Source organism: Lysinibacillus sp. NPDC097279 (genome assembly GCF_044761745.1).
Taxonomy (GTDB): domain Bacteria; phylum Bacillota; class Bacilli; order Bacillales_A; family Planococcaceae; genus Lysinibacillus.
Map to the genome: position 1 here is coordinate 20,106 of NZ_JBIWDA010000010.1, position 17,267 is coordinate 37,372.

General features: G+C 36.4%; 13 protein-coding genes. 9 read left to right on the top strand and 4 right to left on the bottom strand.

Annotated elements, in window-relative coordinates; genetic code table 11:
• Positions 1-36: 36 nt before the first annotated feature.
• Genes ACIQ1H_RS21915 through ACIQ1H_RS21925 form a run of 3 tightly spaced genes read left to right on the top strand, consistent with a single transcriptional unit; the run spans position 37 to position 2,903 of the window.
• Positions 37-1,116 carry a FecCD family ABC transporter permease gene (locus tag ACIQ1H_RS21915; protein ID WP_402892003.1) on the top strand — a complete coding sequence of 360 codons (1,080 nt, stop codon included), beginning with the start codon at positions 37-39 and terminating at the stop codon, positions 1,114-1,116.
• 4 nt (positions 1,117-1,120) lie between these two features.
• Positions 1,121-1,882 (top strand): ABC transporter ATP-binding protein, encoded by a 762-nt coding sequence (locus ACIQ1H_RS21920; RefSeq protein ID WP_402892006.1) that lies wholly within the window; start codon positions 1,121-1,123, stop codon positions 1,880-1,882.
• Positions 1,883-1,892: 10 nt separating this feature from the next.
• Positions 1,893-2,903: an ABC transporter substrate-binding protein gene (locus ACIQ1H_RS21925; protein WP_402892076.1), complete on the top strand. Its 1,011-nt coding sequence runs from the start codon at positions 1,893-1,895 to the stop codon at positions 2,901-2,903.
• A 305-nt stretch (positions 2,904-3,208) separates the two neighbouring features.
• Here ACIQ1H_RS21925 and ACIQ1H_RS21930 read toward each other — a convergent pair whose 3' ends face one another.
• The 4 genes from ACIQ1H_RS21930 to ACIQ1H_RS21945 form a co-directional block, all read right to left on the bottom strand.
• Positions 3,209-3,862, bottom strand: coding sequence for a 4'-phosphopantetheinyl transferase family protein (locus ACIQ1H_RS21930; RefSeq protein ID WP_402892008.1), 654 nt, complete (start codon positions 3,860-3,862; stop codon positions 3,209-3,211).
• Positions 3,862-7,029, bottom strand: coding sequence for an amino acid adenylation domain-containing protein (locus ACIQ1H_RS21935; RefSeq protein ID WP_402892010.1), 3,168 nt, complete (start codon positions 7,027-7,029; stop codon positions 3,862-3,864). The genes ACIQ1H_RS21930 and ACIQ1H_RS21935 overlap by 1 nt, the downstream gene beginning before the upstream one ends.
• A 148-nt stretch (positions 7,030-7,177) precedes the next feature.
• Complete coding sequence (locus tag ACIQ1H_RS21940; RefSeq protein WP_173478880.1) at positions 7,178-8,926, bottom strand: methyl-accepting chemotaxis protein; 1,749 nt, start codon at positions 8,924-8,926, stop codon at positions 7,178-7,180.
• Between the two features lie 504 nt (positions 8,927-9,430).
• Positions 9,431-9,928, bottom strand: a complete 498-nt coding sequence (locus ACIQ1H_RS21945; protein WP_337980331.1) for a hypothetical protein — start codon at positions 9,926-9,928, stop codon at positions 9,431-9,433.
• A 171-nt stretch (positions 9,929-10,099) separates the two neighbouring features.
• Here ACIQ1H_RS21945 and ACIQ1H_RS21950 point away from each other — a divergent pair, with 171 nt between their 5' ends.
• From ACIQ1H_RS21950 to ACIQ1H_RS21975, 6 genes are all read left to right on the top strand, one after another.
• The gene (locus ACIQ1H_RS21950) at positions 10,100-11,437 is read left to right on the top strand and encodes an AAA family ATPase (protein WP_402892014.1); all 1,338 of its coding nucleotides are present in this window, start codon (positions 10,100-10,102) and stop codon (positions 11,435-11,437) included.
• Complete coding sequence (locus tag ACIQ1H_RS21955) at positions 11,430-12,164, top strand: hypothetical protein (protein WP_402892017.1); 735 nt, start codon at positions 11,430-11,432, stop codon at positions 12,162-12,164. The genes ACIQ1H_RS21950 and ACIQ1H_RS21955 overlap by 8 nt, the downstream gene beginning before the upstream one ends.
• A 199-nt stretch (positions 12,165-12,363) precedes the next feature.
• Complete coding sequence (locus ACIQ1H_RS21960; protein WP_402892020.1) at positions 12,364-13,686, top strand: LysM peptidoglycan-binding domain-containing protein; 1,323 nt, start codon at positions 12,364-12,366, stop codon at positions 13,684-13,686.
• A gap of 123 nt (positions 13,687-13,809) precedes the next feature.
• Positions 13,810-16,032, top strand: a complete 2,223-nt coding sequence (locus tag ACIQ1H_RS21965) for a YcdB/YcdC domain-containing protein (protein ID WP_402892023.1) — start codon at positions 13,810-13,812, stop codon at positions 16,030-16,032.
• 128 nt (positions 16,033-16,160) lie between these two features.
• Positions 16,161-16,631, top strand: coding sequence for a YusW family protein (locus tag ACIQ1H_RS21970; RefSeq protein WP_402892026.1), 471 nt, complete (start codon positions 16,161-16,163; stop codon positions 16,629-16,631).
• Between the two features lie 163 nt (positions 16,632-16,794).
• Positions 16,795-17,229, top strand: a complete 435-nt coding sequence (locus ACIQ1H_RS21975; protein ID WP_173478874.1) for a MarR family winged helix-turn-helix transcriptional regulator — start codon at positions 16,795-16,797, stop codon at positions 17,227-17,229.
• The last annotated feature ends 38 nt before the right edge of the window (positions 17,230-17,267 follow it).

Below are 17,267 nucleotides of genomic sequence, written 5' to 3' on the forward strand. Positions count from 1 at the left end.
ATCATTATCAATTAAGTGTTAGATAGAGGTGAAATTTTGGATAAACAGGATGTTAACAGAATAGGAATGGGCAAAATATATTATGTGATTATCCTACTTTTAATTGGTGCCATATTTATTTCTGCCGTTTATTCTGTATCAATTGGGCAAGTCAGTATCCCCTTCAAGCAAACAATGAGCATTTTATTGCATGCTATGTCCAATGGCAAATTTGGTTCGCTTGATAGTGTGGACAGTGAATCCTTTTTGAATATTATTTTACAGGTGAGGATGCCACGCGTGATTTTTGCCTTACTTATTGGCATAGGACTTGCTTTATGTGGGACTGTTATGCAAGCAGTCGTACAAAATCCACTTGCTGATCCATACATACTTGGTATTTCATCAGGCGCATCATTAGGCGCAACATTTGCCATTTTAGTCGGGTTCGGAAGTAGTGCACTATTATCACAGTTTGGTGTAGCGTTCGGAGCATTTGCTGGCGCAATGATTACGTCAATGGCAGTGCTTATATTATCAAGTATTGGTGGGAAGGCAACGTCAATAAAACTCGTCTTATCAGGTGTTGTCATTGGAGCTTTGTGTAGCTCTTTCTCAAGCCTTATTATCTTTTTTGCAAATAATGCGGAAGGGATTAAGACAGTTACTTTTTGGTCAATGGGAAGTTTAGCCTCTGCAAGCTGGGAAAAAACACCGATTTTAGCGATTGTAATTGTAATTGGAGCATTGTTGTTCCTTTTCCAATATCGAGTGCTCAATACAATGCTATTAGGTGACGAATCAGCTATAACGTTAGGTATCAATTTAAGCGTATACCGTAAACTTTATATGATTCTCACGTCGCTCATAACAGGCACAATGGTTGCCTATGCAGGCATGATAGGCTTCGTAGGATTAATTATTCCTCATATTACAAGAGGTCTATTTGGTGCAGATCATAAACGATTAATGCTAGGGACATTACTTTTAGGCGGACTTTTCATGATTTGGGCAGATGTTTTGTCGAGAACTTTAATACAAAATGTTGAATTACCTATTGGGATCATTACTTCTGTTATAGGATCACCATTATTTATCTATATGATTGTAAAAAAAGGTTACAACTTCGGAGGGTAGAAAAATGGAATTAGTTGCACAGGAAATGGAAGTTAGGATCGGCAAAAAGGAAATCGTTAAAAATATATCTATTCAAGTTAAAAAGCAACAATTTGTGGGCTTAATCGGACCAAACGGATGCGGAAAATCGACTTTATTAAAAAGTATATATAAAAGCCTTGTTCCACAGAAGGGAATGGTGTTTTTAGATAATCTAGATGTTTTAAAAATCTCAGAAAAAAAGATTTCAAAACACTTAGGTGTAGTTGGTCAGTTCAATGAGATGCATTTTGATTTAACGGTTCAGCAAATGGTGTTGTTAGGCAGAACACCACATAAAAAAATGCTAGAGTCTGACACACAACAGGATTTTGATATTGTAGAGGAAGCGTTGGTACGTACGAACTTACTAGATTACAAAAATCGTAGTTTTTTATCATTGTCTGGTGGTGAAAAGCAACGTGTCATTTTAGCAAGAACAATTGCACAGCAACCAAAATTTATGATTTTAGATGAACCAACAAACCATCTAGATATTCGTTATCAAATTGAAATTTTATCTTGTGTAAAGGGGTTAAACATTGGTGTACTAGCAGCGCTGCATGATTTAGAGATGGCAGCACAGTACTGCGATTATCTTTATGCGGTAAAGGATGGAGAAATTTATGCACATGGTACGCCAGAAGAAGTACTCATACCAGATACAATTGAAGCTTTATATCAAATAAAATGCCAAACATTCATTAATCCTGTAACAAAGGGATTAGGATTTGCATATGGTCTTTAGGAGGATCTCAATTATGAAGAAACTATTAGTAGGCATCGGTTTAGTAGCGATATGTATATTAACAGCATGTGGTAACACAGCAAAAAATACAACGGAAGAATCAAAAGCAACAGAGCATTATCCACTGACAGTTGCTAATTATTCAAAGGCAGAGGGTGGCTCTACTTGGGAAAAGAAAGATCAAGTATTTGATAAGGCACCTGAAAGAATAATGGCCAATACACGTCCAGCAGCAGAATTATTATTGCATTTAGGCTTAGGTGATAAAATCGTCGGTGTGGGTGCAAACTTTGGAGCGGTTGATAAAGCTGTAGAGAATGAGTATTCAAAGTTAAATATTTTAAGTAATGAGTACGTTGGAAAAGAAGTTACATTAGGTACGAATCCAGATTTAGTTTTTGGCCGAGGCGGTTTGTTTGATAATGCTGAATGGGGAGTAGGTACAGTTGATTCGCTTAATGAATTAGGCGTGAAAACTTATGTATTAGAATCATCGGTGACAGGTGGTACGTATGATTCTATTTATAATGACATTAAAAATATCGGTGAAATCTTTAATGTTCAAGACAAAGCAGAAAGTTTTATTAAAGAATTAAAAGATAGACAACAAGGTATTTCTTCAAAATTAGCAAGCATTAAAGACGAAAAAACATTTGCTTATTTGCATACGAACGATCCAAAAGAGCTTTTTGTTTATCCAGCACATGATGAAACGTTTTTTAACGATGCATTTAAAATGGTGAAATTAGATAATATTTTCAAGGATGAGACAGGGGATGTTAGCATTGAAACGTTAATTGCTGCAGATCCAGATGTTTTAATTATTCCTAACTGGGATGGTTCAGATCTGACAAAAGTAAGGGAAGAGATTTATGCAAATCCGAAACTATCTAGTATGAAAGCCATTAAAAATAAGCAGATGTATATTGTTGATTACAATTATATGTTCGGATATGGTTACAACACGATAGATGGTATGGAAGCTTTAGCAAAAGAAATGTACCCTGATTTGTTTAAATAATGGAGATAGTTTTTTGAAAGGGAAACGTTGATTGAGTGCCTGGCACCACGCATCCGTACCTAGTACAGTATCGGCTCCTAAATTGGAAAAATCCACTACGCTTTCCGCGGGCACGATGTAAGCCGCAACCCTCGCTGACGCGCGGCTTGTTGCGTCTTACAACTCGTGCTGTGCCCGCAGGAGTCTACGTGGATTTTTCCTTAGAGCTTTAAAAAAATGCAAAGAAATTGTTTGAGTGCCTGGCACCAAAAGACAAAAGGCATCACTTCAGTGAAGTGATGCCTTTTGCCATACGCTGAGCAAAGTTATAGAAGTTGATGTCTATGCAAAACGGTTAAATTTATGTGGGATGCACGATCCCAGCAGATGGAGACAGGGTGTCGTTCATCAAGATAAATCAACTGTGTGGAAATGTTTTGAATTTCATCCGTCGTATCGATTAAGTGTGGTGATGGATGTGGACATAAGGCAGTTTTAAAGAGCGCTTCCTTTAATGTCCACAGTTCATAAAATTTTTTTAATCGTAGCGGTTCCACAATTTTGTCAATGCTTGTTATTTCATTCTCTGTCATGGCATAGTGCATAACATCTTTCGTAACAGGCTTAATTTCCTCCACATCAATGCCAACATGACCATTTTTCGTTAAGGCCATGACAAGCCAATCTCCTGAATGGGAAAGATTAAAATCACCATTCCAATCATCATTTCCTACAGCATAAGGTCGACCATGTTCATTTCTTACAATCTGTACATCTTGTGTGGCAGTCAAATGCTGAATGGCCCATCTGGAAATAATGCTTGCTAATAAGGCTCGTTGTCGATCCTGCCACTGTTGATATTGCAAAATTTTAGTTTGTTCATCTGGAGGAAGTTTTGCATAATACTGTTCCCATTCAAATGTTGCTAATGGTGGTCCGATGGGGAGTGCAAATACTTGTACACCATTGAATTTTAGCATTATCGAACTGCTACTGGCTTAGGTTCAGGGAAATAACCTAATTCGATACCGTACATAATCATCTTGCGGATAAATGCTGAATTTGGTTCTGCACATGAAATATCCGTGCCCATTAAAAATTGCTGTGTTTTTTCACTATTAAATATAAATGGTGAATCACTTGCGCCATCACCTTCAAGCTGTGCTATTGCTAATGATAAATATTCTTGTAATTCTTTAGGGTGCTCCGAATGTAAAAGCCAATCTTCATATTCATTTGCTGCAACTATATCTAGCTCATAGCCTATATCTTTTATTGCTTCTATCAAGTCAAGATAGGCTAAGGGTACAGGGTTACATAGGTGGAATATGTGCCCATTGGATTTTGGTTGACGTGCTAAAGCTATAAGTGCTTGGCTAGCATAATTGATTGGCGTAAAATCGACATGCCAATTTGCTGTCGGTGTTTTTCCTAAATGAAGCATCGATTTCATCATTCGGTAAAATGCATTATCATCTATATTACGCTGGAATCTCCCTGTTAGGGAATGACATGTTAAATTGCCAACACGATAAATTGAAACAGGAATGTTATCGTCCACTGCATTTCTAACAAGATTTTCAGCCTCTAACTTACTTTGGGTATAAACATTTGAAAGGGAAACATCGTAATCAAATTCACCAAGTGCTTGTTTTTCTCCCCATTGTGTTGCTGCAAGTTCCTCTGGAATACCAATCGTTGAAACATAGTGGAAATGGACACCTGCTTTTCTTTTAGCAAGCTCTAGTAAATATCTAGTCCCTTCCACATTGACATCATTAAAATGAGTGGCAGCCCCGAAATGTCTTACATCTGCACCACAATGGATAATAGCATCAATTTCTTCAGTCAGTGTAACGTAATCTTTAGCTGATAAATCAAGTTTTTCTTTACTCAAATCACCTTGGATAACAGTTACACGATTTTGCAGCAATGCCACAATGTCTTCATTGAAGTAAAATGCCATGCTATCTTTAAGTTTTTCATCAAGTGTAGTATGTGCGCTTTGTCTTATTAAGCAGTAAATATGAGTATTTGTATTATTTAAAAGCTCATATAAAATATGACTTCCTAAATAGCCAGTAGCGCCTGTCAACAGTACCGATTGCATGGCTAAAGGTGTTGCTGTTTGAGCGATAGCAAGACGGCTTGGTTCCATCAAATCTTTACGTACAAAGTCTTCAAGCTGCTTTGGTGTATCATTCGTTTCTGGTTGATAGTTACAAATGTAATGATCTAGTTCTGCAATCGTTTGATATTGGAAAAAGTCTTGGATTTTTAAAAACGGAATATGCTTTTTCACTTGTACTAAAATTTCAAGTACTTTTAATGAATGTCCACCGATATGAAAGAAATTATCATGAATACCGACACGTTCAATACCAAGTACATGTTGCCAAGCAGAGGCTAGTAGTTCCTGTATTGGATTCTCAGGTGCATCATAATGACTTGGTAAAGGCGTTGTTACCTCGATAGCTGCTAATTGTTTTCGATCGATTTTGCCAGTAGGGGACAACGGCATCTCCTGCACTTCAATTAATCGTTCGGGCACCATATAGTCTGGTAAATGACCAGCTAAATACTGTCTAATGGCTGTTTGTTCTTCCTTACTACCGCCGATTAAAGTGTAGTAGGCAAACAAGCTATTATTTCCATCGTCCATTTTCTTGGCAAGTATAACAGCCTCTTGAATGCTTGGGTGATTACTTAATACCGTTTCAATTTCCCCTAGCTCGATTCGGAACCCTCTTACTTTAATTTGAGAATCTTTACGTCCAACAAATTCAATTACACCGCTCGGTAATAAACGAACTAAATCACCTGTTCGATACATTAATCTTCCAGGTTCATTTGAGAATATATGTGGGACAAATGCTTCAGCAGTTTTTTCGGGTTGATTTAAATAGCCAGCAGCAAGACCAGCACCTGCTATGTAAAGTTCTCCTGCTTCATTGACAGGACAAAGCTGACCATCATTATTGAGAATATACATTTCGTAATTGGCAATAGGTTTGCCAATTGGAATGCTTGATTGATTATCAATTACAGTATCTTTCACTTTATGGTAAGAGGACAGTACTGTACATTCTGTCGGTCCATATACATTAATAATTTCAGTTGTTGTGCCGAATTTTTCTTGCCACTTTTGTATAACGGCAGGCATAAGTGCTTCGCCACCAACAGATAAATATTTAAGAGTCGATAATTTACCTCGGTGATCACTTGAAAGGTGCGTAGCTAGCTGCGTAAAGAATGCATTTGGAATTGTGGCGGTTGTCACTTTTTCACGCTCAATCATCTCCGCAAATGCTTCTATTGAAACACGTTCAATACTTGTGAGCATATGTAATCGTGCGCCAGAGAAAAAAGCAGTAAATGTCTCAGTGACAGATGGATCAAAACTATAGGAGATAAATTGTGAAAAGACATCATATTTAGTTGCATGGTAGATTCTTTGATTATCAGTAATTAAGTTGATTACTGATTCATGCTTAAGAATTACGCCTTTTGGCTTGCCTGTCGAGCCTGATGTATAAATAATATAGGCTAAATCAGCAGGGTTGAGCTCGGTATGGATATTGTCTTTTGAAAATGTGATTTCCATTTGATTAAGTGTAAACACTTTACGAGATTGGGAATCGTTATGTAGTAAATCATTGAGTAATTGTGTATGTTCTTCTTTTATTAATATAAATGGTGCACCTGTATCGTTTAATAGGTAATGACAGCGTTCTTTTGGATAGCTAGGATCAATCGGTACATATATACCGCCTGCTTTTAGAACACCAAGTAAACTGATAACAGTTTCCGGACTACGTTCCATGACGATTGCTACTTTGTCACCTTTTTGTAAACCATTGTTTTGCAACAGATGAGCGATTTGATTAGATCGTTCATTAAGCTGACGATAGTTCATGGAACCACCATTAAATGATAATGCAATTCTATCAGCAAACTGTTCTACAGCTTGATAAAATACGTTAGGTATTGTTTGATCTTTCGCATAGAAGGCTTTTGTTTGATTTAAAGCTTGATATACTGCTTTATCTTCTGTTGTTAACAATTGCGTACAATGGGCTGGTAGCGGTTGTTGCTCATTATAGTTCGTTTGATAATCTGCTGTAAGTAAATTAAGTTCTCTATTCAATCATCACAACTCCTATTTTTGAAAGTAGAGGGACTGTGCCCAATTAGTGCAACTAGAAGTAAATATTATCGTGAGGAAACAATATGAATAAATACATCGCCGATGCCGTAGCATCGACGATAGGTAACGCTATAAGATTTTTCGTACATCATTTCACAATAAAGGTATTTACAACAGTTAATAATTCGTCTGATAAATCTGTTAATACTTGTGCCTCTTCTGAAACTCTTTGTACTGTGTTGAGCTGTGTAGCAGATGTTTCGGCTACTGTACTTGTATTGTTTCGAGAATTTACAGAGAATTGTTCCATATCTTGAACAGCGGATGTAACTTCTTCCATCCCAGCTGCCATCTCTTCAATAGTTGCTGATAATTCTTGAATCTGACCCGTAACATGATGGATTGAAGTTAAAATTTGACCAAATGATTTTTCGGAATCATTAATCATTATTAAGCCATTATCCACTTCTTCTACAGCATGTATCATGACATTTACTGATTCATTTGTATCATGTTGAATACGCGAGATTAACGTAGAAATTTCTCTTGCTGATGCCTCTGATTGTTCTGCTAGCTTGCGTACTTCGTCAGCGACTACAGCAAATCCACTACCAGCTTCACCTGCACGAGCAGCTTCTATTGCGGCATTTAATGCTAGTAGATTTGTTTGAGAAGCAATACCTGTAATAATACCAACGATTTCTTGGATTTTATTTGAGTGTTCACCTAGCATTTTGACAGATGATGCCGATTGATTTACAGCTTTACTAATGGCATTCATTTGAGCGACAGATTTGTTCGTAGAATCATTACCTTTTTCAGCTTCCTCAGAAGCAAGAATAGAAGATTCAGATATTTGATTCGATGTCATCGCAATACGTTGAATGCCAATACTCATTTCCTCAATCGTAACTGAACTTTCTTTCGCCTTTTGCACTTGTAAATCTGCAACACTTGCTATTTCTTGCATTGATGAAGCTACACTATTGTAAGAATCCGTTGCTTCCTGCATATTGCTTGATAAAATTTGTGCAGTATTGGAAACACGTGAAGAAACATTTGTTGCGCTTTGAATAACTGTTCGTAAACTACCAATCATTACATTGAAATTATTTGTAAGCACGCCAATTTCATCATTTGATTGAACAGGTAAAGCTTCTAGCTCCAAATTACCTTCAGCAACTTTTTTAGATTGCAAAGATAGCTGTTGAATAGGAGTTAATTTCTTTTTTAATAGTGAGTAAACGACGATAGAAGACCCGATAAGGAATAATACAGTAATTAACAGCACCCACATTGCTTCTGAAAGTGCTTTAGCCGTTACCATGGATACATCATAGTCGATGGCATAGGCAGCTAACATTGAACCGTCATCATCTAATATTGGCGTAAGCCCTGTTTTATAGCTTCCAAACTCATCTTTATAGATTTCTGTAGCTGTTGCCTCTTTTGTTTCAAAAACTTCCTTTATGCGTGCAAGAAAATCTGGTGAAAGACCCATGGCAATCATATCTTGGTTATATTCTGCACCAACTTCAAGAACACTTGAAGATAAAACAGGCGCATTAATATTTTCACCATCTACTGTAATAAGAAAGAGATTTGTAATAATATCTGATTTATCATTGATGGCATCCATTTCTTCAGTTAAACGAAGGACATCGTTATTATTAGCATTTGGTTGTTTCAATGCCGATTTCAATGCTTCTTGATCTATTGTTTTTGATAAAATCATGCCTTTATCATAGAGGGATTCATCCATATCTTTTAAGTTACTGTTTTTCACTATATAATAAGAAAATCCCATAGTAACTAGTCCGAATAGCAATAAAATACTAACCATGGTGAAAGTTAATTTTTTGCTAATGGACATTTGCTGCTTCTTACTTTTCTTCATACTCTTCCTCCTAAAATTGTAAAAAACATATTTCAAGTGAAAAAGGGACGGCCGATAATGTGAAAGCCAAATGTAATGGGAATAGTACAATGTTACAATTGACCGTCATGATAAAGTCATATATAGAAGTTCATTCCTATACTATTTATCATTATTTCATTGTTAGTAAAATAATCCATTCATCCCCTAACCATAAACAACTATACTGCCAAAAAATATGATTCACAACCCAAAAATCCTACTATTTCAACTGTGAAATTTAGGAGGGTGAATTAAAAATATAGTGTTTTTATATCACTAAAAAACAGAGTGCACGCATATTATTAATAGAAAAAACACTAATAATAGTATAATTTGTTTCTGGTGACGAACTTTTAAAATTCTTGATTGTTATTTTAGACAAATATTATGACAAATGTTTGCAAAAAGTTGTGTACACTTTATGTAAAATAATAAAAAGGCTTTCCATCCGTTCAGTTATGAACAAGTGGAAAGCCTTTTTTATTATCTCGGGTTACCAAAGATGCCAGGTAAAATATTGGGCATACCTGGTAATAATGGAGGAAGTCCAGGAAGTCCAGGGAGTCCAGGTAATTGACCGCCTGGATATTGTCCACCAGGGTATGGCATAGGCGGGTACGGTTGTGGGTATGGACGTGGTGGATATGGCTGAGGTGGATATGGTTGTGGCGGGTATGGACGCGGTGGATATGGCTGTGGTGGATACGGTTGTGGCGGATATGGTTGCGGATATGGTGGTGGATAAGGGGGCGGATATGAGCCACCGCCAGGAGGGAAACCTGTCCCTGCTGCTGTAATTTGGTTCACATCAACCGTTATTACTTGGCCAGAATCTAACTGAATTTCGGCAGTTCTTCCGTCTTTACCAAATGTTCGAATCAATGTACCTGAATATGTGCCTGTAGGGAGAGTAACCCATATTTTCATACCTGGACGGAACTGTTGATTAAAATCTTCTGGCGCTAATCTAGGATTAACCAATGAAACACACCTTTCTTCATTTTTCTTCTCTAACATATGTCCCGTATTATATTAATCATAGGCAAATGGCTTAGTATATAAATAAGGAAGCAATAATATTAAATTTCAAATTGTTATAAAAAATATCAATTTTAATTATAATAGAAAGAAAAGACTTAAAAGGGTGTTTCGATGGCTATTATAAAAATAAAAAAAATAAAGGTACAAAACTTAAGGAATGTAAAAAATGGCGAGCTAACATTAGCAGTGGATTTCACTTCGCTTATGAAGGCGAATGTTGTTGGCGTGTACGGACAAAACGGGTCTGGGAAAACGACTATCGTTGATGCATTTAGTTTATTAAAGACAATTATTTCTGGTTGGTTAGCAGAAGTGAAATTACCGTCACAAGACAAGCGTTTAATCATGGCAGGGGAAGACACAGCTAAGATAGATTTTGAATTTTTAGTGGAAAATCAATTCGGTACATTTTTTGTGAACTATCATGCTACTTTATGTGAAGATGAAAAACGGTTATTTATTATTGCGGAGCGACTAACTTATAGAGAAGATGAAAAAGGAAAACGATCAAAAGTTTTAGTAAATGTTACAGATGAGGACGTTCAAATACGAAAAAGCTCATTACGTGATCTGAGTGAAAAAATGCGTATAAAAACGCTCGTCATTCAACAACTAGCACGAAAACAATATCTATCATTTATTTTCCATAAAGATTTAAAACCATTACTACAAGAAAAGCTTTCAGAATTAGAAATACAGCTACTGCATAATTTAGCAATTGATTTTAATCGTGATTTGCATGTAATCAGTAATCAAAATATCGCGCCTTTATTTGAAGAACGTATTATGCCCTTTAGTATCCATCTGGAAAAAAAGCGGGGTTCAATTCCTTATGATTTGAAAGGACCAGCATTACTGCCAAAAAATGCTTTCAATGTATTATGTGAAGTGATCGAGCAAAGTAATCAAGTGTTATCGACTATTATACCTGGGCTAACTATTAAAATTCATGTCATTACAGAACAATTATTAGATAATGGTGAAAAGGGTATACGATTTGAATTTCTATCACAACGGGGTGATCGAGAACTACCGTTGCGAACGGAATCGGAAGGGATTTTAAAAATCATTTCTGTGCTTAGTGTATTGATCGCTGTTTATAACAATCCAACTGCGTGTGTTGTGATTGATGAATTAGATTCGGGTGTTTTTGAATATTTGTTAGGCGAGTTGTTAACAGTGATTGATGAGGGCGGAAAAGGACAGCTTATTTTTACGTCTCACAATTTACGTGTGTTAGAGGTGCTTGCGATTAAAAACTTATGGTTTACAACAACGAATGAGAATTACCGATATATGCAGCTAAAAGGTATTAAAGAGGTTAATAATGCACGAGACGTTTATTTGCGTGCCATCCAACTAGGTGGACAGGATGAAGAGGTTTATAAAGAAACGAAAACGTTCAAAATTAAACGTGCTTTTAGAAAAGCTGGTGTACAACATGACTAAAAAAGTACTTTTAGTAATTGTAGAAGGACAAACAGAGCAAATCATTTTAGAGGATTTTTTAGATGAGCATTTTGCTGATTCAACTATCCGTTTTGACGTGCAACGTGAGGACATTTTAACGAAATGGGATGCGAAAAAGCGAATCCCCAATATTAAAAATAGTGTTAGTCGAGTCATTCATAACTATCTACAAAAGTATAAGTTTTTAGCGAAAGATTTATCAGCAGTTATTCATATTACAGATGCTGATGGTTGTTTTATTGCTCCAGAGTTTGTCAAAATCGATGCAGATATGGAACAAAATCTATATTATACGGAGGAAGCCATTTTTGTAAAAACAGAGAGGCGAAAAGAGCAAATCGAACAACGAAATGAAATGAAGGCTAATAATGTGAAGATTTTGCTAGCAAATGACCATTTTAGTATTGAGCGATTAAAAGTCCCTTACCAGTTGTTTTATTTTGCTACGAATTTAGAGCATGTATTATGGAATGAGTGCAATGAAGTTGCCACAGAAAAAGTGCTAAAAGCAGATGAATTTATGGAAAATTTATCGGGCTCTATTAAAGAGTACCTTTTGGAATTTTTACATGTAGATACAGCACAATCTTACCGAGAAAAAATGAAAGAAAGTTGGGCTTATTTAACAAAGGGATGTAATTCTTTGCAACGCGGAACGAATGTGCCATTATTATTTGAAATGATTACGTCCAATACGCAGAAATAAACAATACACAAACCTCTCATGTAAATGGAGAGGTTTTTTTTATCCTTTTTCATCTAACTGCTGTAGATTTCCGCTACGGGCGGACGCTTTCCGCGGGGACACCGTATATATCTTAGAAATTGTTTGAGTGCCTGACACTTTTATTGTGATTGCTTCTAGGTGACATGTTTTCTTATTTTATATCATAAGCTTTATGGCTATGGTTTCATTACGTAAAAAGGAGGTAAATCGCATTCAAATACATGTTGTACGAGCAGGAGAGTCCTTATATGGAATTGCAAATGCGTATGGCACGACGGTTCAAAGTATTGTAGATGCCAATCAAATTCCAGAGCCTAATCGATTAGTAGTTGGTCAAGCTCTCGTCATTCCAATCGTCGGCAGTTTTTATTATGTACAGCCTGGGGATAGCTTATGGTCGATAGGGCAACGCTTTGGTATTAATTATTTAACACTTGCACAGGTCAATGGCATTCAGCCAAACCAGACTTTATCAGTTGGTTTGCGTCTTTATATCCCACCACCACCGAAAACAAGAGCAGAAACAATGGCTTATTTAGAGCCAAGAGGGACAGCCGTTAGTGAAGCATTATTAAATCAAGCGCGAGAAGCATCACCTTACTTAACATATCTTGCATTATTTAGCTATGAAGTACGGAGAGATGGGACGTTGAAGCAACCTCCTAGAAATGGTGTGTCTGAAATAGCGGAAGACTCAGGAGCAGCTGTTGCAATGGTAGTATCGAATTTGGAGAACTTTCAATTTAGTGGTGATTTAGCAAGGGATATTTTCCAAAGTACAGCAGTGCAAGATTTACTTTTTGACAATATTCTTATAGAAGCAAAGCGTTTAAAAAGCATTAAAGATATCCATTTTGATTTTGAAAATTTGCCTGGCGATCAGCGAGAAGCGTACAACAACTTTTTAAGAAGAGCTGTGGAGCGGTTCCATGCAGAAGGGTATACAGTTTCAACAGCCCTTGCTCCAAAAACAAGTGCTAATCAGAGAGGTCCTTGGATTGAAGCACATGATTATAAAGCGCATGGAGAGATTGTGGACTTTGTATTGCTGATGACCTATGAATGGGGTTATTCCGCTGGGCCCCCTATGGCTGTTTCACCAATTCGGGAAGTTGAGGCAGTTGTTAAATATGCCGTGACCGAAATACCAGCAAATAAAATTTTACTCGGACAAAACTTATATGGCTATGATTGGACACTGCCTTTTGTACAAGGAGGTCCATATGCAGAGGCGGTAAGCCCGCAAAGAGCTATTGAGATTGCGAAAAAATATAATGCGGCTATCCAATACGATTGGAATGCACAAGCACCTTTCTTTGAATATTATGACGAGCAAGGAAGAGCGCATATAGTTTGGTTTGAAGATGCACGTTCGATTCAAGCGAAGTTCAATTTAATTAAGCAGTACAAGCTCAGAGGTATAGGTTATTGGAAGCTTGGGCTACCGTTCCCGCAAAATTGGCTATTGATCGGCTCAAACTTTAATGTGGTGAAGAAATGACTTTGATAGGGATAATGATATACCCAATCTATTTTCTTCTTATTGGAAATAATCTGTAAATACTATTTCCTATTTTGGGAATATAATATATAATTAGGTAAATTGTATTTTAGGAGGGATATTTTGGGTAAATTTAAAAAATTGGGGATTATTCTAACGTCTACTGCATTTTCTGTAGGAGTACTTTCTCCAATGGCGCAAGCTTCTGCTAATGTAAAGGATTCTCCAGAGAGAATAGAGATTCAAGTAGCCTCAACAGAAACAAAGGTAACAAAAAGTACACTTATAAAAAAATTACGTGAGCTTTTCCCAGAGAAGTTCAATTTTTTAACAGATAATGATTTCTATACGGGGCGTGGACATTACTATAACGATGATAAAACAATCCGTTATGATTTGAGTTTCCAAAAAACAGTAAATGGTAAAGATGTGTATGGTAGTATTACCTTTATGGGTGATGATTTAGATCTTGAAAGCTTCTATTACCAGCCAGCTAATGTGGCCGATGCGCTATATCCTGCTAAATATTCAAAGGATGACGCACAAAAAATTGCACAGGATTTCTTAAAGAAATTCCCGAATACAGCAAACTATAAATTACAAGAAAATGATTTTGATTATGGATTTAATTATACACGACCATTATCAGAGCCAATTACTTATTCATTCTCATATGCACCGACACATAACGGTGTAACGCTTAGCAACCACACAATTTCTATTGGTGTGCTTGCTAATGGAGAAGTTGTACAAGTATATCGCAATTCAAATGTATCTAAAAAGGCAACGTTCGATGGCGTAGAACAGAAAAAGAGCGAGGCGGATGTTCTAGCACAAGTTCGTGATAACTTTGCTGTAGAGTTACGTTATTATTTAGACTATAACTATCCATCTGATAAGCGTGAAGTGAAGCTAGTGTATATGCCAACATCAAGCTTCTATGGTGTACATGCATTAACAGGACAATGGCAAACAGCAAATGGCTTCGTGGCACAAGCACCAAGTGTAAAAGGTGTTGAAAAGCTAGCTTCAGAACAACTTGATCCGAGAAAGCCTGGTATGACGGTTGAAGAGGTAGAGGAATTTGCTAAATCCTTCTTAAAGGTAGATCCTGACAAGGCAAAGCTACAAATTGAGATGGTTGATGAAAGAGAAAATGAAAATGGTGAAACACTTTACTCTGTAAGTTACATGTATATGTATGAGAATGGTGGTTCAGGTGCTTCATTTGAAATTAATAAAGCAACTGGTGAAATTACGCAATATTACGATGTAAGTAGAGACTTCGTGCAGTCAGATAGTAAAGCAGAAAAGATTACGAAAGATGCTGCGTTGGCGAAGGCTATTGACTACTTAAAAGAGTGGGCACCGTCTTATATCCATAACTATGCAAAACCGTTAGAAGATTATGGATATGATAATTATGGCAACCAATATGGCTTCTCATTCCCGCGTGTTGTAAACGGAATTCCTGTTGTTGGTGATGAAATTTATGTGAGCGTCGGTACTGACGGTTCATTACGTGGATTAAACATTAATCAACAAAAAATTGATAACTGGCCATCTGTAAGTAAGGCAGTCTCAGCTGATAAGGCAAAGGAAACATTTAGCGATGCGTTAAAGCTGAAGTTACAATACACTAAACAGGATAAAGAAGATAGCAATCATTATGATTTAGTGTATGCACCGTCATATGAGGGCAGCATATATAATCAAATTGATGCACTAACAGGCAAATGGGTAAGTAGTGCCGATGATTCAAATAATAAACCGCAAATTTCTCACCCAACAGCTGCAGAGGAATTAAACTACTTGTTAGCACAAAATGTGTTGGAAGTGAAAGATCCAGCAAGCTTTAATGCTGATACTGCTATAACGAAGGGTGAAGCGTTAAAAATTATTCTTAAATCATTGACATATGGCTACTATGGATATGGAAATGAAGAAGAAACATATCAATCGTTTAATAATATTGATCCTAAACATCCGTTATATGGAATAGTTGAACAAGCAGTAAGAATGGGCGTTTTACAGCCAGCAGATGAATTTGCTGTTGATGCGACATTGACTCGTCAAGAGCTTGCAGAATGGTTTATTCGTGTACTTCGTTTAGAAAGTGCTGCAAAGCATAACGACATTTACAAGTTGAACTTCGCTGATGCAGGTTCTATTGATCCAGCATATGCAGGTTACGTAGCATTAGCAAGTGCAATGGGCTTAATTGATGCACAACAAAACAACTTTAATGCAACTGAAAAAGTAAGTTATGCAGATTTAGCTGTTTCAACACTTCGCTTGGCTCGTGCCATTCATGAAAATAATACTGGTCGCAATTACTTCTATTAATACGAATTGATTAACGGTCTTTCATCTAAATAGATGAGAAAAAGGGTATCTCCTAATTTAAGGAGATATCTTTTTTCGTTTATTTCATGTTTTTTTAGGGAAGAATACTAACAGAAAAGGAGTGGAACATGATGCGTAATTATAAAATGTTATTAGTATTCTCAGTAGCAGCTGGATTACTTTATGGCTGTAATAAGGATGAGGTAAAGGATGTACCTACGAATGCTCCAACAGAGCAAAACACAAACCAACAGGCTGGTGAAAATGTAACGGATCAAGTACCCTTTAACTTTATAGAATTTTCATTGGACGTCGACTATTCAGCAACAGAATCTTATGAGGTTGAATATGAGAATAAGAAGAACGGTATAGAGGCTAAAATAGAAGATGACCGCAATAATGAAAAAATTCAAGGTGATGAGGCTTATACGAAGTTAGAACCATTATTTAAGCAACTAACTTTTGATTCCACAACATCAAATGATGAAGTAATTGATCAAGTCATTAAAGTGTTCAATATTACAGATGACTACCAATCGATTGAGGTAGAGGTAGAGTTTGCAGATGGAACAGAAAAAGAATTTAAACGACTGAAATAATAGAAACTCCCTATACATTTAGTTGTATAGGGGTTTTTAGCTTTGAAAAAGATTTTCTAATGAAATAAATTAGATAAAATGATTGATGTGAGGGAATATATATGATATTATTATCTCGAATTAAAGATATTTTATTTCGAGGTAAATAGAAAGAGGGCATCTTATGAAGGAAGAAAATCGTTATTTAAAAGCTTTTACGATTATGTTCCGTGCTTATCAATCGATTCAGGATGCGACCAAAAAAGATTTGCTTCAATATGATTTAAACCAGACTGAATTTGGGGTATTAGAATTTTTGTACCACCACGGCGAGCAGCCTATTCAAGTAATTGGTAAAAAAATTTTAATTGCAAGTAGTAGTATTACGTATGTTATTGATAAGCTGGAGCAAAAAAATATCGTATGTCGACGTGCTTGTCCTAAAGATCGACGTGTTACGTATGCGTTGTTAACAGATGAGGGACAGGTCTTAATGGATAGAATTTTTCCACTCCATGAACAAAAGATCAATGAAATTTTTGAAGTATTAGACCAACAGGAGTTGGAGACAATGAATGTAGCTTTAAAAAAGGTCGGTCTTAATGCCATTAATAAATAAAATTTTTTTAAACATATATCTCGAATTCGAGATAATAG

Bases quoted from the DNA above. Each gene is read 5' to 3' on its own strand.
- ACIQ1H_RS21920 (WP_402892006.1), top strand. From the start codon at position 1,121: ATGGAATTAGTTGCACAGGAAATGGAAGTTAGGATCGGCAAAAAGGAA.
- ACIQ1H_RS21930 (WP_402892008.1), bottom strand. From the start codon at position 3,862: ATGCTAAAATTCAATGGTGTACAAGTATTTGCACTCCCCATCGGACCA.
- ACIQ1H_RS21940 (WP_173478880.1), bottom strand. From the start codon at position 8,926: ATGAAGAAAAGTAAGAAGCAGCAAATGTCCATTAGCAAAAAATTAACT.
- ACIQ1H_RS21950 (WP_402892014.1), top strand. From the start codon at position 10,100: ATGGCTATTATAAAAATAAAAAAAATAAAGGTACAAAACTTAAGGAAT.
- ACIQ1H_RS21955 (WP_402892017.1), top strand. From the start codon at position 11,430: ATGACTAAAAAAGTACTTTTAGTAATTGTAGAAGGACAAACAGAGCAA.
- ACIQ1H_RS21960 (WP_402892020.1), top strand. From the start codon at position 12,364: ATGGTTTCATTACGTAAAAAGGAGGTAAATCGCATTCAAATACATGTT.
- ACIQ1H_RS21970 (WP_402892026.1), top strand. From the start codon at position 16,161: ATGATGCGTAATTATAAAATGTTATTAGTATTCTCAGTAGCAGCTGGA.
- ACIQ1H_RS21975 (WP_173478874.1), top strand. From the start codon at position 16,795: ATGAAGGAAGAAAATCGTTATTTAAAAGCTTTTACGATTATGTTCCGT.